The 26,021-nt window shown below is 39.5% G+C and carries 25 protein-coding genes, 2 tRNA genes and 1 other annotated feature; of the genes, 3 read left to right on the top strand and 24 right to left on the bottom strand.

Annotated features, from left to right (window positions below; all coding sequences use genetic code 11):
• Positions 1–36: 36 nt before the first annotated feature.
• From leuB to ilvE, 7 genes are all read right to left on the bottom strand, one after another.
• Positions 37–1,122, bottom strand: coding sequence for a 3-isopropylmalate dehydrogenase (gene leuB / locus AB3N04_RS15760; RefSeq protein WP_368503620.1), 1,086 nt, complete (start codon positions 1,120–1,122; stop codon positions 37–39).
• 10 nt (positions 1,123–1,132) lie between these two features.
• Positions 1,133–2,680: a 2-isopropylmalate synthase gene (locus tag AB3N04_RS15755; protein WP_368503619.1), complete on the bottom strand. Its 1,548-nt coding sequence runs from the start codon at positions 2,678–2,680 to the stop codon at positions 1,133–1,135.
• A complete protein-coding gene (gene ilvC, locus AB3N04_RS15750; RefSeq protein ID WP_368503618.1) occupies positions 2,667–3,695 on the bottom strand; it encodes a ketol-acid reductoisomerase in 1,029 nt (342 codons plus the stop codon). The genes AB3N04_RS15755 and ilvC overlap by 14 nt, the downstream gene beginning before the upstream one ends.
• Positions 3,696–3,734: 39 nt before the next feature.
• Entirely contained in the window at positions 3,735–4,256 is a 522-nt protein-coding gene (gene ilvN, locus AB3N04_RS15745; protein WP_317122065.1) for an acetolactate synthase small subunit, read from the bottom strand.
• A complete protein-coding gene (ilvB, locus tag AB3N04_RS15740) occupies positions 4,253–5,956 on the bottom strand; it encodes an acetolactate synthase large subunit (RefSeq protein ID WP_368506071.1) in 1,704 nt (567 codons plus the stop codon). The genes ilvN and ilvB overlap by 4 nt, the downstream gene beginning before the upstream one ends.
• A gap of 149 nt (positions 5,957–6,105) precedes the next feature.
• Positions 6,106–6,360, bottom strand: a binding site (T-box leader).
• Positions 6,361–6,362: 2 nt separating this feature from the next.
• Positions 6,363–8,030, bottom strand: a complete 1,668-nt coding sequence (ilvD, locus tag AB3N04_RS15735; RefSeq protein WP_368503617.1) for a dihydroxy-acid dehydratase — start codon at positions 8,028–8,030, stop codon at positions 6,363–6,365.
• Positions 8,031–8,105: 75 nt separating this feature from the next.
• On the bottom strand, positions 8,106–9,011 hold the full coding sequence (ilvE, locus tag AB3N04_RS15730; RefSeq protein WP_368503616.1) for a branched-chain-amino-acid transaminase: 906 nt from the start codon (positions 9,009–9,011) through the stop codon (positions 8,106–8,108).
• A gap of 307 nt (positions 9,012–9,318) precedes the next feature.
• Between ilvE and AB3N04_RS15725 the strand changes: the two genes are divergently transcribed.
• Entirely contained in the window at positions 9,319–9,726 is a 408-nt protein-coding gene (locus AB3N04_RS15725) for a hypothetical protein (protein WP_368503615.1), read from the top strand.
• A 33-nt stretch (positions 9,727–9,759) separates the two neighbouring features.
• On the opposite strand, the gene AB3N04_RS15720 is transcribed toward AB3N04_RS15725, so the two are convergent.
• The 11 genes from AB3N04_RS15720 to AB3N04_RS15670 all read right to left on the bottom strand — a co-directional run bounded on the left by AB3N04_RS15720 (position 9,760) and on the right by AB3N04_RS15670 (position 17,978).
• A tRNA-Arg gene (locus AB3N04_RS15720) sits at positions 9,760–9,836 on the bottom strand.
• Between the two features lie 2 nt (positions 9,837–9,838).
• Positions 9,839–9,909: transfer RNA gene (locus AB3N04_RS15715), tRNA-Gly, on the bottom strand.
• Between the two features lie 170 nt (positions 9,910–10,079).
• Complete coding sequence (locus tag AB3N04_RS15710; RefSeq protein ID WP_368503614.1) at positions 10,080–10,592, bottom strand: metallophosphoesterase family protein; 513 nt, start codon at positions 10,590–10,592, stop codon at positions 10,080–10,082.
• Between the two features lie 27 nt (positions 10,593–10,619).
• Entirely contained in the window at positions 10,620–11,207 is a 588-nt protein-coding gene (locus tag AB3N04_RS15705) for an XTP/dITP diphosphatase (protein ID WP_368503613.1), read from the bottom strand.
• 6 nt (positions 11,208–11,213) lie between these two features.
• A complete protein-coding gene (gene rph / locus AB3N04_RS15700; protein WP_368503612.1) occupies positions 11,214–11,966 on the bottom strand; it encodes a ribonuclease PH in 753 nt (250 codons plus the stop codon).
• A gap of 137 nt (positions 11,967–12,103) precedes the next feature.
• Positions 12,104–13,210 carry a GerMN domain-containing protein gene (locus AB3N04_RS15695; protein WP_368503611.1) on the bottom strand — a complete coding sequence of 369 codons (1,107 nt, stop codon included), beginning with the start codon at positions 13,208–13,210 and terminating at the stop codon, positions 12,104–12,106.
• 117 nt (positions 13,211–13,327) lie between these two features.
• Entirely contained in the window at positions 13,328–14,140 is an 813-nt protein-coding gene (gene racE / locus AB3N04_RS15690) for a glutamate racemase (RefSeq protein WP_317122057.1), read from the bottom strand.
• Between the two features lie 36 nt (positions 14,141–14,176).
• On the bottom strand, positions 14,177–14,611 hold the full coding sequence (locus tag AB3N04_RS15685) for a MarR family transcriptional regulator (RefSeq protein ID WP_317122056.1): 435 nt from the start codon (positions 14,609–14,611) through the stop codon (positions 14,177–14,179).
• 266 nt (positions 14,612–14,877) lie between these two features.
• On the bottom strand, positions 14,878–16,599 hold the full coding sequence (gene ptsP, locus AB3N04_RS15680; protein WP_368503610.1) for a phosphoenolpyruvate--protein phosphotransferase: 1,722 nt from the start codon (positions 16,597–16,599) through the stop codon (positions 14,878–14,880).
• Complete coding sequence (locus AB3N04_RS15675; RefSeq protein ID WP_012959961.1) at positions 16,599–16,862, bottom strand: phosphocarrier protein HPr; 264 nt, start codon at positions 16,860–16,862, stop codon at positions 16,599–16,601. The genes ptsP and AB3N04_RS15675 overlap by 1 nt, the downstream gene beginning before the upstream one ends.
• 273 nt (positions 16,863–17,135) lie before the next feature.
• Positions 17,136–17,978 carry a PRD domain-containing protein gene (locus AB3N04_RS15670; RefSeq protein ID WP_368503609.1) on the bottom strand — a complete coding sequence of 281 codons (843 nt, stop codon included), beginning with the start codon at positions 17,976–17,978 and terminating at the stop codon, positions 17,136–17,138.
• 219 nt (positions 17,979–18,197) lie between these two features.
• On the opposite strand from AB3N04_RS15670, the gene AB3N04_RS15665 reads away from it, so the two are divergent.
• Positions 18,198–18,422 (top strand): response regulator transcription factor, encoded by a 225-nt coding sequence (locus tag AB3N04_RS15665; protein WP_012959963.1) that lies wholly within the window; start codon positions 18,198–18,200, stop codon positions 18,420–18,422.
• Positions 18,423–18,522: 100 nt separating this feature from the next.
• Here AB3N04_RS15665 and AB3N04_RS15660 read toward each other — a convergent pair whose 3' ends face one another.
• The 5 genes from AB3N04_RS15660 to AB3N04_RS15640 form a co-directional block, all read right to left on the bottom strand.
• Positions 18,523–18,987, bottom strand: coding sequence for a thioesterase family protein (locus AB3N04_RS15660; protein ID WP_047973505.1), 465 nt, complete (start codon positions 18,985–18,987; stop codon positions 18,523–18,525).
• 140 nt (positions 18,988–19,127) lie between these two features.
• Complete coding sequence (gene sdhB, locus AB3N04_RS15655; protein ID WP_047973506.1) at positions 19,128–19,880, bottom strand: succinate dehydrogenase iron-sulfur subunit; 753 nt, start codon at positions 19,878–19,880, stop codon at positions 19,128–19,130.
• Entirely contained in the window at positions 19,877–21,646 is a 1,770-nt protein-coding gene (gene sdhA / locus AB3N04_RS15650; protein WP_317122051.1) for a succinate dehydrogenase flavoprotein subunit, read from the bottom strand. The genes sdhB and sdhA overlap by 4 nt, the downstream gene beginning before the upstream one ends.
• 13 nt (positions 21,647–21,659) lie before the next feature.
• Positions 21,660–22,289 (bottom strand): succinate dehydrogenase cytochrome b558 subunit, encoded by a 630-nt coding sequence (locus AB3N04_RS15645; RefSeq protein WP_317122050.1) that lies wholly within the window; start codon positions 22,287–22,289, stop codon positions 21,660–21,662.
• Positions 22,290–22,689: 400 nt separating this feature from the next.
• The gene (locus AB3N04_RS15640) at positions 22,690–24,039 is read right to left on the bottom strand and encodes a TrkH family potassium uptake protein (RefSeq protein WP_368503608.1); all 1,350 of its coding nucleotides are present in this window, start codon (positions 24,037–24,039) and stop codon (positions 22,690–22,692) included.
• 201 nt (positions 24,040–24,240) lie between these two features.
• Between AB3N04_RS15640 and AB3N04_RS15635 the strand changes: the two genes are divergently transcribed.
• Positions 24,241–24,639, top strand: coding sequence for a YslB family protein (locus AB3N04_RS15635; RefSeq protein WP_317122048.1), 399 nt, complete (start codon positions 24,241–24,243; stop codon positions 24,637–24,639).
• A gap of 46 nt (positions 24,640–24,685) precedes the next feature.
• Here AB3N04_RS15635 and AB3N04_RS15630 read toward each other — a convergent pair whose 3' ends face one another.
• A complete protein-coding gene (locus tag AB3N04_RS15630) occupies positions 24,686–25,933 on the bottom strand; it encodes an aspartate kinase (RefSeq protein WP_368503607.1) in 1,248 nt (415 codons plus the stop codon).
• Positions 25,934–26,021 lie beyond the last annotated feature (88 nt).

The raw sequence follows: 26,021 nt of genomic DNA, 5'->3' as shown, positions 1-26,021 counted from the left end.
GGGCAATGGACTGTTTCCACTGCACCCCTCCATTTCTTATACGCGAATAGAGCTAAGTTGCTCGATAACTTCATTTGTCACTGCTTCAGTCGAATGATATTCAACCCCTGCACTTACCAGGTCCGCTGTGCGGATACCTTTTTGAAGAACTGATTCAATCGCTTCATCCAAAGCTTTTGCTTCCTCTTCTAGACCAAATTCATATTTAAGCATCATCGCCAAAGAAGAAATCGTCGCTAATGGATTTGCTTTGTTCTCTCCAGCAATATCAGGAGCAGAACCGTGAATCGGCTCGTATAAGCTCGGTCCAATAGCAGAAAGACTAGCTGATGGTAACATTCCAAGAGATCCTGTTAACATTGAAGCTTCATCACTTAAAATGTCTCCAAACATGTTCTCTGTAACCATTACGTCAAAGTAAGTAGGTTGGCGGATTAATTGCATTGCTGCATTATCAACAAGCATATGCTCATAACTCACTTCTGGATATTCTTTAGCTACTTCATCAACAACTTCTCTCCATAGGCGACTTGACTCTAACACATTGGCTTTGTCTACAGAGGTGACCTTTTTCTTTCTTACTTGAGCTAGTTCAAACCCTTTGCGTACAATTCGTTCGATTTCTTTACGTGTGTACGTAAGGGTGTCAATCGCTAGCTCTTCATCGTTGTCATATCTGCGCTCACGAGGTTCTCCGAAGTAGATACCTCCCGTTAATTCGCGAACAATGACAAAATCGACTCCTTTTATTCGCTCAGGCTTTAAAGGAGATGCCTCAAGTAAACTCTCATAGCAAGTTACTGGCCTGAGGTTTGCAAATAATTGCAACGATTTACGTAGTTGTAGTAACCCTTTTTCCGGTCTCATATGACTTGGTAGCTGATCCCACTTTGGTCCACCAACAGCTCCTAATAAAATCGCATCACTTTGTCTACATGTATCAAGCGTCCGTTGGGGAAGTGGTGTTTGATGTTGATCAATTGCTACTCCGCCAATATCTGCGTAACTATACTCAAATTGATGTTGATACTGCTCAGCAATTTGATCCAATACTTTTAAAGCTGCTTTCACTACTTCTGGTCCTATACCATCTCCAGGAAGTACAGCAATCGTTTTCTTCATACTGACCCTCCTAGGCGTTCAATTGTTTCATTCGTTCTGCATTATAGGCGCGACGGTTAATTGTACGGTTAATTGCATGGATGTAGGCTTTAGCTGATGCTTCAAGAACATCATGCGCTGTTCCACGACCAGTCGATTCTACGCCGTCATATTGAATTTTCACAAATACTTCTGCTAGAGCATCTCGACCACCATTAATTGATTGAATTCGGTAATCTTCTAAAATAACCGGACCATCAATCATGCGCTCAAGTGTATTGTAAATGGCTTCAACACTACCAGAACCAGTGGCCGCTTCTTGGATCGTCCCTTCTGATGGAACATTTAAGGTAATCGTAGCAGTTGGGATATTATTCGTTCCATAATTCACTTGAAGAGCTTCTAACTCATAATGAGCAACCGCTTCTCCCACTGTTGCTTCAGTCATAAGAGCAAAAAGATCGTCTTCAGTAACATCTTTCTTCTTATCAGCTAGATCCTTAAACGCCTTGAAGATGGTTTGAATTTGATCTTCCGTACCGTTAAATCCTAACTCAACAATCTTCTCTTTAAAGGCGTGGCGACCTGAATGCTTTCCTAGTACCATACGATTTGAAGAAACCCCAACAAGCTCTGGTGTAAAGATTTCATATGTTTCTTTATTCTTCAGGACACCGTCTTGGTGAATACCTGACTCATGAGCAAATGCATTAGCACCAACTACCGCTTTGTTACTTGGTACGATCATGCCGGTCAACTTACTAACAAGTGAGCTACTACGCTTTATTTCTTTTAACGTCAATCCAGTATCCGCTTGATAGTGATCTTTTCGGATGTTAAGTGCCACCGCAATTTCTTCTAAAGAAGCATTGCCTGCGCGCTCTCCTATTCCATTCATCGTACACTCAACTTGACCTGCTCCATTTTGAATAGCCGCTAGGGAATTCGCCACTGCCATTCCAAGGTCGTCATGGTTATGAGTAGATAAAATAGCCCGGTCAATATTTGGTACGTTCTCTGTTAAATAACGGAACATATTTCCAATCTCTTGTGGAGTGGTATAACCTACTGTATCCGGCAGATTTATAACCGTTGCTCCAGCATCAATGACAGCCTCAATGATTGTTGCTAAAAATGGAAGCTCTGAACGACTCGCATCTTCTGCTGACCACTGCACTTGTGGAAATTTTGCTTTCGCATATTTTACAGATTCTACTGCAGTGCGAACGACTTCATCAGGTGTCATTCGTAACTTATATGTCATATGAATGGGTGAAGTTGCTAAGAAAACATGGATGCGTGGTTCTGCACTTTTTTTCAGCGCTTCCCATGCCACATCAATGTCTTTTGTAACAGAACGTGCTAGCCCCGTTACAGAACTTCCTTTAACCGTGTTTGCAATAGCTTGAACAGACCTGAAATCACCTTGTGAGGAAGCTGGAAATCCAGCCTCCATCACATCTACTCCAAGCCTTTCAAGTTGTTTTGCAATCTCAAGTTTTTCTTCAAAGTTCAAATTGACGCCAGCCGATTGTTCGCCATCACGAAGCGTAGTATCGAAGACGTTAATTTTTCGCACTAGCTACCACTCCTTTTGCTTTTGGCTTAGTCTTTACAAATGGCATCATTTCTCGAAGCTCACGACCTACCACTTCAATTGGGTGGTTCTTTTCAGATTCATTGATTGCATTAAATTCTGGACGATTCACTTGGTTCTCAAGGATCCAGCCTTTTGCAAATTTACCAGTTTGAATATCAGTTAATACCTTTTTCATTGCTTTCTTCGTTTCATCTGTAACGATCTGTGGTCCAGCTACAAAATCTCCCCACTGTGCTGTATCAGAGATTGAGTAACGCATTCCTTCTAATCCACCCTCATACATCAAATCAACGATAAGTTTTAATTCATGTAAACACTCAAAGTAGGCAACTTCAGGTTGGTAGCCAGCTTCTACTAGTGTTTCAAATCCAGCTTTTACAAGAGCTGTTGTACCACCACAAAGGACTGCTTGCTCCCCGAATAGATCAGTTTCTGTTTCTTCTTTAAATGTTGTCTCAAGTACACCTGCACGCGCTGATCCAATTTGCTTCGCATAAGCAAGAGCAATGTCTTTCGCTTCCCCTGTTGCATCTTGGTATACAGCAATTAATCCAGGTACTCCAGCTCCATCTTCAAATGTACGACGAACTAAATGACCAGGTCCTTTAGGTGCTGCAAGGAAAACATCTACTGTTTCTGGAGGAACGATTTGATTAAAGTGAACATTGAATCCGTGAGCAAATGCTAATGCCTTACCTGGCGTTAATTCTGGCTCAATTTCTTCTTTATACACCTTTGGTTGATGCTCATCTGGAAGTAAGATCATGATTAGATCTGCTTGAGCTGCTGCTTCCCTTACTGTATAAACATTAAATCCATCCTCTTCAGCTTGCGACCAAGATTTACCTTTACGTAGTCCAACTACTACATCTACTCCACTTTCACGCATGTTTAGTGCATGAGCGTGACCTTGTGAACCGTAACCGATTACTGCCACCTTTTTCCCGTTTAATACTGCTTCGTTTACATCACCGTTATAATATACTTTTGCCATTTCTCATCTCTCCTCTGTTTTGGTTGATTTTTTCATTTATTAGTTAATTAAGGTTAAACGATAGGGATCAGTCAGTGGTTTTTTATGCCCACGATTGAAAGCGGTAATTCCTGTACGAGCTAACTCTTTAATCCCGTACGGTCGAAGTAAATCAATGAATGCTTCAACCTTTGGATGGTCACCAGTAATTTGAATGGTCATACTTTCACGTCCCACATCAAGGATCGATGCCCTGAATGGGTTGACCAAGGCTGCTATTTCACCCCTCTGACTAGGAGAGGCCACAATCTTAATTAAAGCAAGTTCTCTAGCCACAATGGCTTCATCTGTAATATCTTTCACTTTCAATACATCAACTTGTTTATTTAATTGTTTAATCACTTGTTCAACATTTTGCATCTGATCAGCATTTACAACAAATGTCATTCTTGAAATCGAAGGGTTTTCTGTAACCCCTACGGTAATGCTTTCAATGTTGTAATGCCGTCTTGCAAACAAGCCGGTAATTCGATTCAGCACACCAGATGTATTGTTAACTAGGGCTGTGATCGTACGTTTCATGGCTTAACCCCCTCCATTTGGTGTTGTCCTTTACCTGGTGAAATCATTGGGTAGACATTTTCTTCTTTTGCTACCCTACAATCCATTAATACAGGGCCAGGATAATCGAACATTTCCTTGAGTGATGCTTCAAGGTCTGAGAGTTGCTCTACTTTCATCCCCTTAACATCATAAGCCTCTGCAAGCTTGACAAAGTTTGGTTGGATCGGGAACAAAGAGTTAGAGTATCTCTCACCATGGAATAACTGTTGCCACTGTCTAACCATTCCAAGTGCAGCATTGTTTACAATCATGACTTTAATCGGTAAATTCAATTCTTGTAAGATCGACAACTCTTGAGCTGTCATTTGGAAACCAGCATCACCGATGATCGCTACAACCGGTTTGTCTGGCTTTGCAAATTGAGCACCAATCGCCGCTGGGAAACCGAATCCCATTGTTCCGAGTCCCCCTGAAGTAACCCACTGATTTGGATAGTTAAATTTATAAAACTGTGCAGACCACATTTGATGCTGACCGACATCTGTTGTAACAACGGCTTCTCCTTTTGTTACTTCATAAATCTTCTCAATCAAATGTTGAGGTTTAATCGTTTCACCATCTTGTTCATACCAAAGTGGATATTCCTCTTTCAATTTTCTGAGCCAACTCTTCCACTCATGATGATCACCACGTTTACCCTGTTCATCCATTAACATTAACAACGCTTGTTTTGCATCTCCTACGACCGGGATTTCCGTCGGAACATTTTTCCCGATTTCAGCAGGGTCAATATCAATATGTGCTACTTTTGCATTAGGTGCAAAATGAGCAAGGTTGCCAGTTAAACGATCATCAAAGCGAGCACCGATGCTAATTAAAAGATCAGCTTCGTGAAGAGCCATATTGGCTGTATAAGTTCCATGCATCCCAGCCATTCCTAAATGAAGATCATCTTCCCCTGGATAACTACCTAAACCAAGTAATGTATTGACTACTGGAATTTGCTGTTGCTCTACATATGCTGCAAGTTCATCTGACGCTTTAGCATGAAGAACTCCCGCTCCCGCTAAGACTACTGGCTTTTTAGAGGCAGTAACTGAGTCTACGACTTTACGGATTTGAAGTTTGTTTGGGATAACGGTTGGTTGATAACCTGGAAGATCAACTTCTTTCTCATAATCAAACATCCCAGTTGCAAGTGATACGTCTTTCGGAAGATCAATTAACACTGGACCTGGTCTTCCAGTCGTTGCAATATGGAAAGCCTCTTTTATAATGCGTGGTAATTCCTCAACCGAACGAACTTGATAGTTATGTTTTGTGATCGGCATTGTAATTCCAATCATGTCAGCTTCTTGAAAAGCATCTGTGCCAATGACTGTTGTTGCTACTTGCCCAGTAATGACGACAAGAGGAAGGGAATCAATCATTGCATCAGCAATGCCCGTTACGACATTCGTCGCTCCAGGACCAGACGTAACAATACATACTCCTGGTTTTCCTGATACTCTTGCATAACCTTCAGCAGCATGGATAGCTCCTTGCTCATGTCTTGCTAGAATGTGTCTGATACCAGTTTTGTAAATTTCATCGTAGGTTGGCAAGATTGCTCCACCTGGATAACCAAAAATGACATCTACATCCTCACAGGCTAAGGCTTTCATCAACATGCTAGAACCTGACATTTCTTCACCAGATGCGGCAGTTTGCTTTTCCATACTTTGCAACTTTGTGCTCACGTCTCTTCCTCCTCACAAGTTATCTTTTTAAGAACATTCTGTATTTTAAATGTGAAACCATGATCTAATTAATATTTTTCCAAACAAAAAAATCTTTCCACTCCACAACAAGCCGTCCTAATAACGACTGAAGGGGTGAAAAGATTTCTTTTCACGGTACCACCCTTGTTCGCTGAATTCGAATGAGTTCAGCCTCATGGACAAGCTATGCTTATCACGTTTTGGTAACGAGTGCTACAAACACTCGACCAACCCTAGTAGATTACTCGTTCAGGTTGACACTCGGAGGTGAGCTTCTTCATTAGAGCAACGCCGATTCTCAGCAATACGGCTCTCTGTAGTTGCTAGATCTAATGAATACTTTTCCTCTTCTTCGTTTTAGTTATTAGATTTTCATAACCCCACCAGTATTAGCTGATGTAACAAGCTTTGCATAACGAGCAAGGTATCCTTTTTTCACTTTTGGTGCCGGTGCAACAAAGCCTTCTTTACGCTCCGCATGCTCCTCGGGTGTAACAAGCCATTCAAGTGTACGGTTAGTTAGATCGATACGAATTTTGTCACCATTTTCGATGAAAGCAATCGGACCACCTTCAGCAGCTTCTGGTGAAATATGACCGATTGAAATCCCACGAGAAGCACCAGAGAACCTGCCATCTGTAATCAGTGCAACTTTCGTGCCTAACCCTCTCCCAACAATAGATGATGTTGGTGCAAGCATTTCAGGCATTCCTGGCCCACCTTTTGGACCTTCATAACGGATAACAACGACATGGCCTGCTTTCACTAAACCTTCGTCGATGCCTTTTTGAGCTTCCTCTTGGGAGTTGAAAATAATCGCTTCTCCTTCAAACACTTTAATCGAAGGATCAACTGCCCCTACTTTAATAACTGCACCATCTGGAGCGAGGTTACCATAAAGAATGGATAGACCACCTACCGGGCTATAAGGATTGTCCTGACGACGAATCACTTCATCATTTGTAATTTCTGCGTGTTTTACATTTTCATATAAACTCTTACCTGTAATTGTAATTCGATCGGGATGAATCGCTCCATCGATATTACACAATTCTTTCATAATGGCACTTACTCCCCCAGCTTGGTGGACATCATCCATAGAATAATCAGATGCTGGACTAATCTTAGATAAGTAAGGCACTCTTTCAGCCACTTTATTAATCCGATTTAAGTCGTACTCAATTTCTGCCTCATTTGCAATAGCCAATGTGTGTAAGACTGTATTGGTCGAACCGCCCATTGCCATATCTAAAGCAAATGCATCATCAATTGCTTCTTCAGTAATGATGTCACGAGGCTTAATATCTTTTTCAATTAAATTCATTAAATGCTTCGCTGCATCCTTAATCAACTGGTGGCGAGCTTTACTCGTAGCAACCATTGTGCCATTACCAGGTAAAGCTACACCAAGCATTTCCATTAATGAATTCATTGAATTGGCTGTGAACATTCCAGAACATGAACCACATGTTGGACAGGCACTTTGTTCAATTTCTAATAGTTCTTCTCTTGACATAGCGCCTGATGAAAATGCTCCAACTCCTTCAAAAACGGATGCTAATGAGAGGCTTTTACCATCCTTTGTACGTCCCGCTTCCATCGGACCCCCTGATACAAACACGGATGGTACATTCGTTCGAACGGAAGCCATTAACATGCCTGGTGTGATTTTGTCACAGTTGGGAATGTAGAACACCCCGTCAAACCAGTGTGCATTTATTACGGTTTCAGCTGCATCACATATGATCTCTCTACTAGGTAGGGAGTAACGCATTCCAATGTGCCCCATTGCAATCCCATCATCAACACCGATTGTATTAAATTCAAATGGAATTCCCCCCGCATCTCGTATAGCCTGCTTTGCTACTTCTGCAAATTTATTGAGGTGCATATGGCCTGGAATAATATCAATATATGAATTACATACTCCGATAAACGGCTTATCCATTTCATCTTCACGAACACCTGCAGCTCTTAGTAGACTTCTGTGTGGTGCGCGATCGATGCCTTTTTTTATCATGTCACTTCTCAATATTATCGCCCCTAACTTCCTTGCTACTCCACTCCGCTCAACTTCATCTATCTTCTATCTATATATATTCTAGTCTCAGCTAACCTCTACTTGAGTTGCTTCAGGATATACTTTTTCTCCATCTTCTACGACTCGTTTACGAAATGCTTCTAATAAGCGGTTTGTTTCTTTTCCTGGCGTTCCCTCACCAATGACTCTGCCATCTACTTTTACAACGGCAATAACTTCAGCTGCTGTACCTGTTAAGAATACTTCATCAGCAACATATACATCATGTCTTGTAAATGGCTCTTCTCTCATGTCATAACCTAGCTCATCAGCTAGCTCTATAATGGCGTTTCGAGTAATCCCTTCTAATGCACCAATGTAACCAGGAGGTGTTAAGATTTTATTTCCTTTAACAATAAAGACATTATCTGCAGATCCTTCAGCTACATACCCTTGATCGTTTAACATCAACGCTTCGCTTACTCCTGCAAGACTTGCTTCTATTTTTACAAGGATGTTATTCAAATAATTCAGTGATTTAACTTTAGGACTGAGCACATCTGGTCGATTTCTTCTTGTTGCTACCGTGACAATTTCAAGTCCTGTCTTGTAGAGTTCTTTTGGAAATAACGCCAACTCTTCAGCAATTACAATAACTTGTGGAGTTGCACAAGATGCTGGGTCAAGTCCTAAATTTCCAACTCCTCTTGAAATCACTAAACGAATATATGCATTCTTTAGTTGGTTTTTTTGTAATGTTTGAACGACGATATCTGTCATCTCTTTTTTTGTGTGTGGTATTTCTAACATGATTGATTTAGCTGAATAATATAAGCGATCAAGGTGTTCGTCTAATCTAAAGACATTTCCATCATAAACTCGAATGCCTTCAAAAACACCGTCACCATATAGAAACCCATGATCATAAACAGACACTTTCGCTTCTTGTTTCAATACAAATTGTCCATTTAAGTAAATCCACTGTTCACTCATGATGCTCACTCTCCTCAATGTCTCCAACCCGGTTTCTTTCTCCAATAATCAATGAGAAGAAATCCATGAATGTATCTTTTCTGAGCGGACATTTGTTTTTCTCTGTGATGGTATTTGAGGTTTATAATACGCCCATTTTGGGAAGTGGTCAACCACTTTCCGTAAAATAATTTGACAATTTAGATTTGTCCGAACTATTGAATACGCTTACACTTTTACCTAGCCTACGTTTAGCCCATTTTAAAATCTTTTCCTTTTTATTCATAGAATCGAGCAAATGCGGAAAAGATATAATTGGGTGATGAAGATGAAACAACTAAAGCAACTGTTCCGCTTGGTTTACTTATCTAAACGCTTTCCTTTTGTTTGTCTTAGACAAAAACGAAAAGCATTATTAGTTTTGGTAACAGAAAATGAAGCCAATTGCCGAACACAAGCTGAAAAGGTCCTTTATGAAAAGTTACGAGAGTTAGGTTATTATCCCACCCCTCGCTATGAGGTTGGAGGCTTCACAATCAATATGGCTTTAGTTCCTTATCGACTGGCACTCATTGAGAAAACGAAAGATGTTGATGAAAAGAAGCTTAGCCGTTCTATGAGGAAAAAAGGGTGGAGTGTGTTGTACTATGAAGATGATAAAATCTTGGTTGATACACACGACTATTTAAGAGAAATCAAGCAACAAGCAAGACCAACAAAAAACGTCTCCGTTTAATTAAACGGAGACGTTACGTATGTAATATAGGAATGGCGTCCCAGGAGAGATTCGAACTCCCGACCGACGGCTTAGAAGGCCGTTGCTCTATCCTGCTGAGCTACTGGGACAAAGCGGGTGATGAGAATCGAACTCACATCATCAGCTTGGAAGGCTGAGGTTTTACCACTAAACTACACCCGCATGGAATAATCATTATGTGTTCGTCTAACAATTAAGTACCTGACGACGCTTATAACTATACCTAATATTTTTAAATATGTCAATAACAATTATCAATTTTTAATAACTATCTTTTTGGAAAGAAGGCAGAGTTATGCGCATACTGCCTTCTTTTCAAAACTAAATCTCTGTTACCTAGAATAGTTTTCTGAAAGAGTATGCAATTCTTCTGCACTTTCTCTTTCATAAAAGCGCACATGTATAGTAGAGTCCGTCACTTCACAAATGACATACGTTTGCTCTTTAGGGCTTCTAGGTAGACGGAAGCTACCAGGATTAATAAAGACAATCCCCTGCTCCTTAAAACTTGTTGCCACATGGGAGTGTCCAAAACAGACAAGGTTAGCCCCTACCTCTTCTGCACGGTAGCTAAGGGGCACATGAGTCATTTTCACATTATAAAGATGTCCATGAGTAGCATAGACAACAAAAGAACCAAAGGTCTCAATTAAGTCTTCAGGAAAATCTGCGCCAAAATCGCAATTACCTTTAACCATTTTGATTCCCTCTAATTCGCTTGCATCCACTTGTAACTCGGAATCCCCACAATGAATCATTGCATCTACTTCATGCTGATGTCGCTTCACTAATTGAACGATCTCTTCGCCCCAACCATGGCTATCACTCATAATGAGAAGCTTCATGTAAATCCTCTCCTATCCATTATCTATCTATTTCCACTTACTTATTAGTTGTTGTAATGCTTTCGCACGGTGGCTGATCCCATTTTTTTCATTTGCTGTTAGTTGCGCCATCGTTTTATCGAATGCAGGGAGAAACATAATAGGATCATAGCCAAATCCGTTTGTTCCAACCGGCTCACGCGCAATCACTCCTTCACATGTTCCCTCAACGATAAAGGTGTTTTCTTGTGGCGAGGCTACAGCAATTGCACATACAAAACGAGCTGTTCGATCTTCACTCGGAATGTCTTGCATTTCTTTTAATACTTTTTCATTATTGGCAGCATCGCTTTTTGTCAATCCTGCATAACGAGCTGAATATACTCCTGGACGCCCGTCTAGAGCATCGACGACTAATCCTGAATCATCTGCAATCACCACTTCATTCAAAGCTTTAGCTAATGTTTCTGCTTTAATCGATGCATTTTCTGCAAACGTTTCCCCAGTTTCTTCAATATCAGGGATGTCTTTATAATCCAATAGAGATTTAACTTTATATCCGTCTTTTGCAAACATTTGCTCAAACTCTCGCACCTTCCCTTTGTTTTTAGTGGCAATAATGATTTGTTTGCTCATGTTTCTTCATCCTTTTTTATATGTATCGATCTTCTCACTTACAGCCCCTATAGCTGCTTTTTGATGATGAATTAGTTGATCTATTCCATGTTCTGCTAAATTGAGAATTTGATTAAGTTGCGCTCTAGAAAATGTCGCTTCTTCACCTGTTCCTTGAAGCTCCACAAATTCATGCGAACCAGTCATCACTACATTCATATCCACTTCTGCTGCAGCATCTTCTACATAACATAAATCCAATATTTCTCCGTGAGTCGGTTCTACTCCGACAGATACGGCTGCTAAATAGTCTCTAATCGGCCATTTTTTAATTTTTCCATTTTCAACTGCTTTTTCAACTGCTAATGTCAAGGCCACAAATGCACCTGTTATCGATGCTGTTCTCGTTCCTCCATCAGCTTGGATCACATCACAATCAACCCAAATCGTACGTTCTCCGAGCAAGTCTAGATCAAGAATTGATCTTAGTGAACGGCCAATCAAACGCTGAATCTCCATCGTCCGGCCTGTTACTTTCCCTTTAGAAGATTCTCGGATTGTACGTTGTTCCGTTGCTCTAGGTAACATAGAGTATTCAGCTGTTATCCAACCCTTCCCTTGCCCTCGCATAAACGGTGGGACTCTTTCTTCAATACTTGCTGTACAGATCACTTTCGTATCTCCCATTGAAATGAGGACTGAACCTTCTGGATGCTTTAGGTATTGAGTGTCTAATTGTATCGATCTTAATTCATTTACTTGTCTACCGTCTTGTCTCATGGTCAATTCCTCCTCCACATTATCATAACACCTATCCACTTCTAGAATCACACAAAAACCACTCTTGTATCCATCTTTTCCAAAAACCTTCCTCAAATAAAAAGAGACAGTCAAATGACTATCTCTCCTCACCTTATCTAAAAGCTGCCGGTATTCACTAATTCTGGTCTTGAAACCGGTTGAGTCATTTGTCCGGATTCATGAAGAATATTTGCCTCACCATTTACTTGAACGGCTACTTGTTCCACACCCTCTTGCTCAGTCAATGTAAGAGCTAGCATATTTAAAGCAGTATCTGAAACTGCCTTTGCGTCTAATTGACTTAACAAGGATTCATTAAAATTTAACGTAACCACTCCATTTTCATAGATAGGATCGGATAATAGTTGTACACCATTTCTAAAGTCCGTTAATAAATTTGATTTAAAAGACGGTCCTTGAAGAAGTTCTTCAACTGCAACTTTGACAGAATCTTCTTCCATCCCAACTCGACGAGTAACAGGCACATAATACGTATTCTCACCCTTTTGATCTAAAAAATATAGTGTCACACTTTTACTATTCACCATGTCTACTACACCATTAGACTCTAAGTTAATTCCATTAGCACGACTAACTCCATCACCAATAGGTGTACCATTTTGCGGCATCATCTCTTGATCATATCCATTAATTCTAAGCTTTACTTTTTCAACCGTATCGAATTGAGTAAGCGTCCATGTAATCGCTTGAAGAATTTGTTGTTCTTCGGATGGATCATATTCTTTGAACTCATTTGAAAAGTCGGCAATGGCCACACCATCATTTAAGTGAACATCCACTTCTGTACCAGCAGGAATAACGGCTTTGAACCCATTTGGTAATAGCTCTGTTACAGGGCCACCTTCAACTAAATATTGAAGCGACTGCTTTAATACACTTTCAGTTTTAGGTAACGAGAGCGTCTGAGGCACCACTAAACCATTCTCATCAATAAGATATAACTCACGTTGTACGTCTTCAACAACAGCCTCTGCGTCTTCTCCCTCTCCCTCTTCACCTTTTTCTGGTGCCTCTGCTTCTTGTTCTTCCCCTTCACTTACAACCTCTTCTTCATCTAAGTCCAGAGATTCTCCCTCATCTACATAACTAACAGGTGGCGCATCCATCTCTGTTGTTGCCTCATTACCGCCAAACGAACACCCTGTAGCTACGAGTGTAGATAACACGAGTACAGGAACCCCTCTACGAAACATCTTACGCATTGTTTTCCCTCCTAATAAAAGATGGTTTGTACTACATGTATACGAGCTCAATCGAAGTTTAGACCACTTGTCTACAAATAATTACAAGCACACATAAAAAAACCACCTAACGTCATGTTAGATGGTCTCTTGTTTTCCTAATAGAATGGACTCAACCTGTCCAATGTCCATTTCTAGCCATTTGTCCGCTAATACCTTAAACTGTTCGTGATCACCAGTTGTAAAGAAACGGTGAGTAGGCTTACGTTTATCAGTAAATAATAAGTTATTGTGGTACAACAATCCGCTTACTTCCCTAGCCGTCTCATCCCCTGAAGAAATCAGTTGTATGTTTGAGCCGATTTGCTTTTGGATCGTATTTTTTAATAACGGATAATGTGTACACCCTAAAATTAATGTATCAAACCCTTTTCCTTTTAGCGGTTCTAAGGTTTCTTTAACAATGAGATTAGCCTCAACCCCGTCAAACACCCCACGCTCCACTAAAGGAACAAAAGGAGGGCAAGCTAAGCTTTCCACTTCAACTTCATTGTTAATTGATTTAAGGGCTTTTTCATACGCTCCACTTTCAATGGTCCCAGCTGTCCCGATTACTGCCACGTGATCCTTTTTCGTCACTTTAAGAGCGCTTGTGGCACCTGGATGAACGACTCCAACCACAGGAATAGAAAGCTCTTGTTTAACTTCCTCTAACACAACAGCTGTAGCTGTATTACAGGCAATGACAAGCATCTTCATATTTTCATCTACTAAACGATCAATCATTTCCCATGTAAACGCTCTAACTTCCTCAGTCGTCCTTGGGCCATACGGGCAACGTGCTGAATCGCCAATGTAGACAATCTCCTCTTTTGGTAACTGTCTCATTAACTCTTTTGCTACGGTTAACCCGCCTAATCCAGAATCAATAACTCCTATAGGTCTATCCACTATGTCTCCCTCAATTTCTACGATGTTCTTAACACATTAAACTTTCGCTTTCATTTCCTCATGTAAAACGTGTAAGCTCTTTTCTAGAAAGTCTACTTCCTCTTGTGAGAAGTTTGCTAATATATTCTCTAAATACTCTTGTCTCTTATTAATCACTTCATTAATGATCGTCGTTCCTTTTTCTAGTAAATGAATTCGAACAACACGACGATCGTTCTTATCCTTCACACGTTCAACGAGTTCATTCTTCTCCATCCGATCAACTAAATCAGTTGTGGTACTACATGCCAAGTACATTTTAGTAGATAATTCTCCTATTGTCATATCACCATATTCGTTTAACCACTGTAATGCGACAAATTGTGGTGGAGTAATCGGAAATTGGGTCAGAATTTCTCGTCCCTTCTGCTTTACCATTTCTGAAACTCTACGTAAAGAACGCTCAATTTGTTCAATCTGTTGATGATCCATCTATTGTACCTCCGTTTATTAAACGTGATTTCGTCTCGATCGTCCAGACGATAATCGTCCTATTTTTATCAATTAAGTGATCAATCATATAATAAATTCAAAACGCTCCATATGCTTCATTTTAATTGTTGATAACTATACCTTATTTCATCATTGTCCCTGTTTTCTCAGGGAATTGCAAGCTTTGATCTGACTGTTACGAGAAATGACAAATGAACGCAACAAAAAAAAAGAGTAACCGTTCTAAACGGTTACTCTTTATTATCTTAAGCTTTTACAAACGCTTTTCTTACTTGTTCTTCTACTTCATCTGCAGTATCTAAATCAAGCATCTCTTCAGCAAATGTTGTAAGTTCTTCTTTCGAAAGGTTAAGCAATTGGCTTCTAGCAGGCAAGATCGAAGTGGCACTCATGCTAAATTCATCTAAGCCTAGACCTAGTAATAATGGAATCGCTATCTCGTCTCCAGCCATCTCGCCACACATACCAGCCCATTTTCCTTCTTTATGAGCAGCTTTTATCACCATGTTAACAAGGCGTAAAATAGCAGGATGATATGGTTGGTATAAATAAGAAACTCTTTCATTCATTCGATCTGCTGCCATCGTGTATTGGATTAAATCATTTGTTCCGATACTAAAGAAGTCAACTTCTTTAGCGAAACGATCGGCAGCAACTGCTGTTGATGGAATTTCAACCATAATCCCAACTTCCATGTCATTTGAAACTTCTACACCTTCTGCTACAAGCTTCTCTTTCTCTTCAGCTAAGAGAGCTTTCGCTTGGCGTAATTCTTCAAGAGTCGCAATCATCGGGAACATAATTTTTAGTTGCCCGTATGAGCTAGCTCGTAATAATGCACGAAGTTGAGTACGGAACATATCATCTTTTTCTAAACAAAGACGAATCGCACGATAGCCTAGAAATGGATTCATCTCTTTTGGTAAATCAAGATAAGGAAGTTCTTTATCGCCACCAATATCAAGGGTACGTATCACAACTGGCTTACCTTCCATACGCTCAACAACTTCTTTATACGCTTCAAACTGCTCATCTTCAGTTGGAAGAGCATCTCTTCCCATATAAAGGAACTCTGTACGGTAAAGACCAATACCTTCAGCTCCGTTATTGATTACACCTTCAAGATCTTTCGGTGTACCAATATTTGCAGCAAGTTCAACATGATGACCATCTTTTGTCGTTGAGGTTTCATTAACAAGTTTAGCCCATTCTTCTTTTTGCTTTTGGAAATCAGCTTTTTTCTTTTCATATGTAGCTAATTCATCAGAAGATGGATCAATGATAACATCTCCGTCAATTCCATCAACGATGATCATCATACCCGTTTCGATTTTAGCTGTTACTTCTTTTGCTCCAACAACAGCTGGAATCTCAAGAGAACGGGACATAATCGCGGAGTGAGATGTTCTTCCTCCGATATCAGTTGCAAACCCTTTAATAAAAACAGGGTTTAATTGAGCAGTATCTGAGGGTGTTAAGTCTTCAGCGATGACAATCGTTTCTTCTGAAATAGTAGCTAGTGATTGCGCTTCAATACCTAATAAATGACCTAAAACACGTTTAGAAACATCACGAATATCCGAGGCACGTTCTTTCATATATTCATTATCCATGTTCTCAAACATTGAAATAAACATATTTGCAATTTCATTTAATGCGTATTCTGCATTTTGTTTTTCATCGTTAATTTTACCTTTTACTGCATCTACAAGCTCAGGGTCGCTTAGGACAAGTAAATGTGCAGCAAAAATTTCAGCTTTATCCGCACCAAGTTCAGCTTCTGTTTTGTCTTTAATAACAGCAAGTTCTTCTTTAGACTTCGTTAAAGCTGAATCAAAACGATCTACTTCTTCTTTTGTATCTGCTACTTCTTTCAATTCAATCTCAAAGTTAGGCTCTACGTGTACAAAAGCTTTTGCAATTGCAACACCACTTGATGCAGCAATTCCAGTCAATTTTTGTGACATTATTCTCCTAACCCTTCTTTAATTACATCTTCAATCGCTTGAAGAGCCTCATCAGCGTCTGAACCCTCAGCTTTGATTGTTACTTCAGCACCTTGTCCAACTCCAAGTGACATTACACCCATGATTGATTTTAGGTTCACAGATTTTCCTTTGTATTCAAGTGTTACGTCAGAAGAAAATTGACCTGCTTTGTTTACTAACTGTGTTGCCGGACGAGCATGAATTCCTGTTTCTGCTGTAATCTTAAATGTTTTTTCTGCCATTTTTCATCAACCTCTTTCGTTTATTTTAGAATAGAGTAAACAGCTATATAGAGAAGTTCACCTATTCAGTATTAATAATTGTTCCCTACTTTTTGCTTCCCTGTAATAATTATGAAAACGGTTTACAGGTTTTCCTACAAAAAACAGGCATCAGTAAAGAAACGCACATGATGAAAACATGAAGTACACTTGTATCGTACCCCATTTAACCCTCATATACACTTCCGTACTCATGCCTGATCTTGTCAGTAACACGTAATCTAAGTGCAACCCTTATTTATACTTTATAAGCTTTTTTAAGTAAAACACCATATCTGGAACTTGTTCAACTTTATAGGAGGTTGAGAATCTAGTATTTAAGACCTCAATCAACTCAATAGTGATAGTATAGCATAACTCAAATTCTTCTTTCAACAAATGTGCAAGTTTGTCTGATGTTTGAATCATTTCTTTTTTTCTAAATCGATCAATAAGTTCACACAAAAAACTTACTAAACGCATATACTCAACTGAGCGCCTATTCAACTCAATATGGGCGTTTCTTTCAATCATGAACACTAAATCTGAAATTAATTGTGGATGTTCATTCATTTCAGCAATGGGTTGATTTGAAGAAGCACTATAAATATGAAGGGCCACAAAGCCAATCTCAGCCTCTGGAAGCTCTACATCTAGTTGTTCATTTAATAGGTGAACTGCTTTTCTTGCAAGGTGAAATTCTTCTGGGAACATGAGCTCCGTTTCAGTCAGAAAAGGATTCGGTATATCAATGCCCTGTTCGATTCGCCTTATGGCAAATTGAATATGATCAGTCATAGCAAGATGAATCCTTTGGTGAAGTGGTTCTTTAAGTTCAGCTTGAATCATCCTGACAACTTTTTCCATCGTGACAATTAAAGATTCATCTACATCGTTTAATAATAACTTATATTGTTCTTGCTCATCTTGATTAGCTAGAACAAATAATTTATCAATGGAGCCAGAATGTATTTCCTGACCACGTTTTCGACCAAAGCCGATTCCTTTCCCAATGACAATTACTTCATTCAGATCAGGTTTAGTCGCTATCACTACATTATTATTTACTACTTTTTCTATGCGGAACGGTCCCTTCATACAGCAACCCTCTTTGTCAAAACTCATTTCCTATCCATCATAGCTGAATGAGTAAAATGTAGTCAATATTTATCCTCATACATTTAATACTTTAATAATTCTTAAATTATGCTCACATGTTCTTTACCTTCTACATATACTATCAAGACTAAAGCCCTTCAACAGTGGGATTGAGTTACCCAAATTCGCTCTTAGCCCGAGCAAGAAGGAGTGAACTCATTGAAAGGAGCAGAATTCGGACCTAAACCATTACTTACGAAAAGGGAACGAGAAGTATTCGAACTACTTGTTCAAGATAAGACCACAAGAGAAATCGCACAAGAACTTTTCATAAGTGAGAAAACAGTACGAAATCACATTTCTAATACGATGCAAAAGTTGGGGGTTAAGGGGCGCTCTCAAGCTGTTATTGAACTAATTAGACTAGGTGAAATTGAAATTTAACTAGCATAGAAATACCATGTGACAGCCTTCTAGTCAGCTTACCTCCATGTTAGGAGATAAGCTGACTTTTACTTTTATAAGAAGACTGATTGTACGCTACTTACAACTCACTTATTACATGTCCATTTAAAGCTTGGCGCATTTCTTCATTCCATGGGACTGCACTTCCACTCTCTTTACCCACTTGAACAATTGTTCCTCTTCCAGTTAAACAAACTTCCCCTAATTGATTTTCTACAAGATAATGGAGATCAAGAGATGAGTTGCCTAACTTTTCTACTTTCACATATACCGATAGCATTTCATCAAATTTTATCTGTCTAACATAGTCACATTGCAGATCAGCCGCAACAATCATTGTCTCAAAATCTTGGCTCGCCCATTTCTGCATTAATCCGAGTGAACTAAAATACTCCAATCTCGCATCCTCAAAATAAACAAGAGCATTTTTATTATTCACATGACCAAATGCATCTGTTTCCGAAAAACGTACACGAATGGCTTTTGAAAAAGTAAATCCTTCTTTCCATCTTTCAAAATCACTAATATAAGTTGGTAATCTCATTGTTTTTCCCTCACTTTTTAATATGTAAAAAAAGCTCACCCTCTTCACATCTATTTCCATCGCTCTAGATGATAGAACGAGAAAATAAAAATGGTAAGAGGGCGAGCACTTAAACCAATCTTAATTTCTTGAAGGCTCTTTTATTGTCCGCCAAAGAAATTCTTGAATGATTGCAATGTTGTTTGACGGTTCAAGTCAGCAATTGATGTCGTAAGAGGGATCCCTTTTGGACATGCTTGAACACAGTTTTGAGAGTTACCACAATTGGCAAGCCCACCATCACCCATAATCGTTTCAAGGCGTTCAGCTTTATTCATCTCACCTGTTGGGTGTGCGTTAAATAGACGTACTTGAGAAAGCGGAGCTGGGCCAATAAATTCAGATTTACTGTTTACATTCGGGCATGCCTCTAAGCACACACCACATGTCATACATTTAGAAAGTTCATATGCCCATTGACGTTTTGACTCCGCCATACGAGGTCCTGGTCCTAAATCATACGTTCCGTCAATAGGGATCCATGCTTTAACTTTCTTTAATGAATCAAACATTCTACTACGATCAACCATTAAATCACGGACTACCGGGAATGTTTTCATCGGCTCAAGGCTAATCGGCTGTTCAAGTTGGTCTACTAGTGCTGTACAAGATTGACGAGGTTTACCGTTAATCACCATTGAACAAGCGCCACATACCTCTTCTAAACAGTTCATATCCCAAGCGATTGGAGTTGTTGTCTCCCCTTTTGTATTCACAGGGTTACGACGAAATTCCATTAAAGCTGAGATCACGTTCATATTTGGACGATATGGTACTTCAAACTCTTCCACATAAGAACTGCCGTTCGGGTCATCTTGACGAGTCACTTTAAATTTTATTGTTTTTTCACTCATGATTTAACAGCTCCTTGCTTCTTTTGTGAGTAATCACGTTTACGAGGTTTAATGAGCGATGTGTCAACTTCGTCATACGTAAAGTCCGGAGCATTCGTCGCTGGGTTAAACGTCGCTTTTGTTGTTTTCAAGAAGTCTTCATCATTACGATCTGGGAATTCAGGCTTGTAATGTGCTCCACGACTTTCATTACGATTATAAGCTCCTAGAGTAATGACTCGTGCAAGGCTTAACATACCATCAAGTTGTCTTGTGAATGATGCACCTTGATTGCTCCATTTAGCTGTATCATTAATGTTAATATTTTTGTAACGCTCCATTAATTCTTGAATCTTTTCATCTGTTTTAAGAAGCTTTTCATTATAACGTACAACTGTAACGTTATCCGTCATCCATTCTCCAAGCTCTTTGTGAAGAATATAAGCATTTTCCTTACCATCCATTTTCATGATGTTTTCGTATGCTTCTTGTTCTTTTTTCGCTTCACCATCAAATAGAGAAGAAGACATTGCTTCTGCAGATTTTTCAAGACCGTTCATATACTCAATTGCTTTTGGTCCGGCTACCATACCACCATAAATGGCAGATAGTAATGAGTTAGCTCCTAAACGGTTCCCACCATGTTGCGAGTAATCACACTCACCTGCTGCAAATAATCCAGGGATGTTTGTCATTTGATCGTAATCAATCCACATTCCACCCATTGAATAGTGAACAGCTGGGAAGATTTTCATTGGTACTTTACGTGGATCATCACCCATGAATTTCTCATAGATTTCAATAATTCCACCAAGCTTAATATCAAGTTCTTTTGGATCTTTATGAGATAAATCAAGGTATACCATGTTTTCACCGTTAATACCAAGCTTTTGCTCAACACACACATCAAAGATTTCACGCGTTGCGATATCACGTGGTACAAGATTACCGTATGCAGGATATTTTTCCTCTAAGAAGTACCAAGGCTTACCATCTTTATACGTCCAAACTCGTCCACCTTCACCACGTGCAGATTCACTCATTAAACGAAGCTTATCATCACCAGGGATAGCAGTTGGGTGGATTTGTATGAACTCACCATTTGCATAGTGAACACCTTGTTGGTAAAGCTTAGCAGCTGCATATCCAGTGTTGATTACAGAGTTTGTCGACTTACCAAAGATAATTCCAGGCCCCCCAGTTGCCATAATAACTGCATCTGCAGGGAAGCTTTTAATTTCAGATGACTTTAAATCTTGGGCTGTAATCCCGCGACAGGTACCTTCATCATCAACAATCGCTGATAGGAATTCCCATCCTTCATATTTCGTTACAAGACCACTTGTTTCATGACGACGAACTTGCTCATCAAGTGCATACAATAATTGTTGTCCAGTAGTCGCCCCAGCAAATGCTGTACGGTGATGCTGAGTTCCACCGAAACGACGGAAGTCTAATAAGCCTTCAGGAGTACGGTTAAACATAACACCCATACGGTCCATTAAGTGGATAATTCCTGGTGCTGCTTCTGTCATCGCTTTAACAGGAGGTTGGTTAGCTAAGAAGTCTCCTCCATAAACCGTATCATCAAAGTGTTCCCAAGGAGAGTCACCTTCCCCTTTTGTATTTACTGCACCATTAATTCCGCCCTGTGCACACACAGAGTGAGAACGTTTTACTGGTACCAATGAAAATAGATCAACTGGCACACCTTTTTCTGCTACTTTAATTGCCGCCATCAGACCAGCTAGTCCGCCTCCGACAACAATAACTCTGCCTTTACTCATTCTGATCCACCCCTTAAATGTTTGCTAAGTCTGGATTAATGAATGCTAGGATTGCACGAATCCCTACAAACGTTAATGCTAAGAAAATACCGATCGTTACGTATGTTGCAATTTTTTGTGAACGTGGTGTTACAGTAAGACCCCAAGATACAGCAAAGGACCATAATCCATTAGCAAAGTGGAATGTAGCTGCCACGACCCCTAAAATATAGAACGCTAGCATAAATGGACTACTTAGAATATCTGCCATCATATTGTAGTTAACTTCAGCACCAAAAGCGGCTGCGATACGCGTTTCCCAAACATGCCATGCGATAAAGATTAATAGGAAGATACCTGATGTACGTTGTAGACGGAACATCCAGTTACGGAAGAAACCATAACGTACTGTATTGTTTTTTGCTTGGAATGCAATATAGATACCATAAATAGCGTGGTATAAAAGTGGAATGAAAATAATGAAGATCTCAAGCGCATAACGGAAAGGCAAGCTCTCCATGAAATGTGATGCTTGGTTAAATGAACTAGCGCCTCGTGTAGCAAAATGATTGACAACTAGATGTTGTACTAAGAATAATCCCACGGGAATTACACCTAGTAAGGAATGTAACTTACGATTAAAAAATTCTCGATTACCGGCCATACCTTTGTCCCCCCACAATTGTTTTTTGTCCTACCCATACTCTTTTACCCTGTGTACTTTCTCTCTTTTTCCGTATAACGTGTACCTCCCCACTGCGAAAACAACGTGATATGGAAATTCAACTAAATTTGTGAAACTTACGTAAAGTTTCTGTGAAAAAAATCCGACAAATTAATTGTACTCCCATCAGATTCCTTCGTCAAGAAAACGTATACAAGCTATTTAGGTAAAGATTTCACCCCTCTCTAACCCTTATCACGTAAGAAAACCTTGATGGTTAGCGTTTTTTGTAGAAAATAGTCTGTTTATTTTAATCCTTTAAAGAAATATCCTAAAAAAAATTAAATAAAAAAATCCTGTTTACCCAATTTTTATTAGGCGCAAACAGGACTTTCATATGTTAACCAATAATAATTCGTTCCGTTGGGTACTTAAAATGACTTTTTGTTTCTCTTCGACGAATTGAGAATAAAAAGGCTATTAATCCTACTCTTCCGATAAACATCAGAATCATCAATACAAATTGACTTGGTAAGGATAGATGAGGTGTGATCCCCATCGATAATCCACACGTTCCAAACGCTGAGGCTGTTTCAAAAATAATGGCTATCAGAGCAATATCTTTTTGTCCTTCAAAAGCAACAATTAATGTGACCGCTGCAAATAGCATAACTAAAAATACGGATAGCACAATAAATGCCTTTTGACGGTCTTCTGGGTGAATCTCACGACCGAAGACTTTAACATCTTCTTTACCGAGCGCAAAGCTCTTAATGGTTAAGAACATGACGGCAACCGTTGTTGTACGAATCCCCCCACCCACACTTGATGGACTAGCTCCGATAATCATAAGTGCTGACATAAAGAGTAGAGTTGCTAGGTTAAGCTCTGAGACATCCATTATAGAAAGACCACCACTTCTTGTGGTAGCAGAGTTAAAAATAGAATAAAATAATTGCTGGTGCCATTCTAGACCTACATAATAAGAGCCGGTTTCTAGAGCCCAAATGCCAACAACGCCAATTACAAATACTGCAAAATAAGTTGTTGTCGTGATTTTTGTAAATAAACTAAATTTGAAATGAGGATTTTCCTTCGAGAAATATTCCTTTAGTTCCATTAATACAGGAAATCCTATTGCACCTGCAAAAATTAAAAGAATGACGACGAGCTGAACATAATAGTCGTTTGCAAAGGGAATTAATGATTGACCTGTTACATCAAATCCCGCATTCGTAAAAGCACTCAACGCCGCAAAAGAGCCTTGGTAATAAGCTTCCCATGCAGAATCAAAATAGCGTAAATAATATGTACCTAGTATTAACGCTCCAATAAATTCAATAATTAATGCAACAAATAAAATCCCACGCATCAAATTAACAAGACCAGAGAACTTGTTTTGGTTTTGATCGACCATAATAAGCATTCGCTGTGATAAATTAATCTTCTTTCCAAAAAGCATCCATACAAATGTACCGAGCGTCATAATACCAATGCCACCTAGTTGAATGGCTAACGCAAGGAAAAATATTCCAACATAACTATAGGTTTCTGATACATTTACAACCGTCAGCCCCGTTACACTCACAGCACTTACAGAAGTAAATAGCGCCTCAGAGAATGTAACATCGACATCAGCTTTGTGAGAGATCGGTAAATAAAGCAAAATACTAAATAAAATCATTGCTAATACGTAAGAAATAATAATAATTCTAAATGGGGATAGAAATTGACTTAAACCTAATTTCATATATGTAGTACCTCCGCATTCATTCGCGCTTTAGTATACCACTTTCACCTTTTAGAAACTAGAATTCCTAGGAAAAAAGTAAGTACTATCCATATCGTTCCCCTAAAATACCATAAAGTCTTCGAGAGAATCCATCTATATTCATTTGGACAGCTACTGCTTCACCTTTTATAATATAAGAAGAGGAGAGGTGTTTTCTACATGGAACCTAGACAAGAAACATTTGGGTACGAATTGCTTAGAAATGATGTCTTAAAAGAGGTATTCGGACAAGAGTATGATTCAATTTTGTATTGGGTCGGTAAATCCATTGCCCGAAAATATCCATTACATACGATAGAAGAAGTCATTGAATTTTTTAATGACGCGAACTGGGGTAACCTTACCCTTGTTAAAGAAAAGAAAAATGAACGACACTTTGAGTTAGAAGGAGAATGGATGAAAAAAAATGACACCAGATGCTATCAACTAGAAGCTGGTTTCCTAGCTCAACAAGTCGAAACGTGGCTGTCCTCTTTTACTGCTGCTACTCAAACAAAGAAAAAGGGTATTGTTCATCTACAAATTGAATCTGACTTGCAAGACTCGCTCGCTCTTTAACAAAAAACGATGCTTTCTAAGCATCGTTTTTTGTCTACTAAGCCGATTACACAAGTTGTTTTTCGGGTGCCTCTGCAAGCACTTCATCTAATTTAAATACATCGTGTAAGACCTCAACAGCCATTACCATATCATCTTCCGATACGACTGCTGACACTTTAATCTCTGAAGTGCTCACCATCTTGATAAAGATATCGTTTTTAGCTAACGCTTCAAACATTGTTGCAGCAACGCCAGGGTTTGAGATCATGCCAGACCCCACAATGGATACTTTTGCTAGTTCCTCTTCATGATGAAGGGTTTCGAATTCTAATTCCTCTTTCGCTTGCTCTAGGCATGCTACCGTGTCTTTTAATGAACATTGCGTAATTGAAAAAGATATGTTCACGTGATTGGCATCATATTGATTTTGGATAATAATATCTACATTAACCCCATGGCTTGATAGGATTGAAAAAAGTTTAGGTAGGGTATCAATTCGGTTCGGCAATCCTGCTACCGTTATTTTTGTTACATCATTTTCAAACGCAATTCCGCGCACCACTAAATTCTTTTCCACTGTTACTACCTCCTCTATCATTGTTCCTGCTTCTTCTACCATGCTTGATGCAACCATTAAAGGAACATCATAATTTTTCGCAAATTCTACAGCCCGAGGGTGTAACACTCCAGCACCAAGGTTAGCCATTTCTAACATTTCATCATAAGAGATCGCTTGTAGTTTTCTCGCTTTCGCCACATAACGAGGATCGGTTGTAAAGACTCCAGTTACATCCGTATAAATTTCACAACGATCAGCTTTTGTCGCTGCTGCTAGTGCAACAGCTGTTGTATCTGAGCCTCCGCGCCCCAAAGTAGTAATACTTCCATCTTCCATCATGCCTTGAAATCCAGCTACAACAAGTACTTTGCCTGCTTCAAGTTGTTCGTTCAAACGAGCAGAGTCAATTTCACGTATTCTAGCATTACCATGGTTCGCTTCGGTTAGGATTCCAGCCTGGCCTCCTGTATAGGAAAGAGCATCCACTCCTCTTTTTTGAAGAGCCATAGTAAGTAAGGCAATCGTTACTTGCTCACCTGTAGTAAGTAGCATATCCATTTCTCTTTTACTTGGATTTTTTGTAATGTCATTCGCTAGTTGAACGAGCTGATCTGTTGACTTCCCCATAGCCGATACAACGACGACCACCTCGTTTCCGTCTTCAACTACTCGTGCTACTCGATTGGCGACATTCTCGATTTTCTCTACAGAACCAACTGACGTTCCACCATATTTTTGTACAATCCTTGCCATTTTCCTCATCCTCTCAATCTCTTCACGCGCGATACATTTGATCGACTGGATGTGCTATACCTTTAATGCGTACAAAAAAAAGCAACAA

Origin of the sequence: Alkalihalophilus sp. As8PL, assembly GCF_040939795.1 — a bacterium.
GTDB classification, from domain to species: Bacteria; Bacillota; Bacilli; order Bacillales; family Bacillaceae_D; genus Alkalihalophilus; species Alkalihalophilus lindianensis.
Note: the sequence above shows the minus strand (reverse complement) of the source record. Positions and strands in the feature narration are given on the sequence as shown.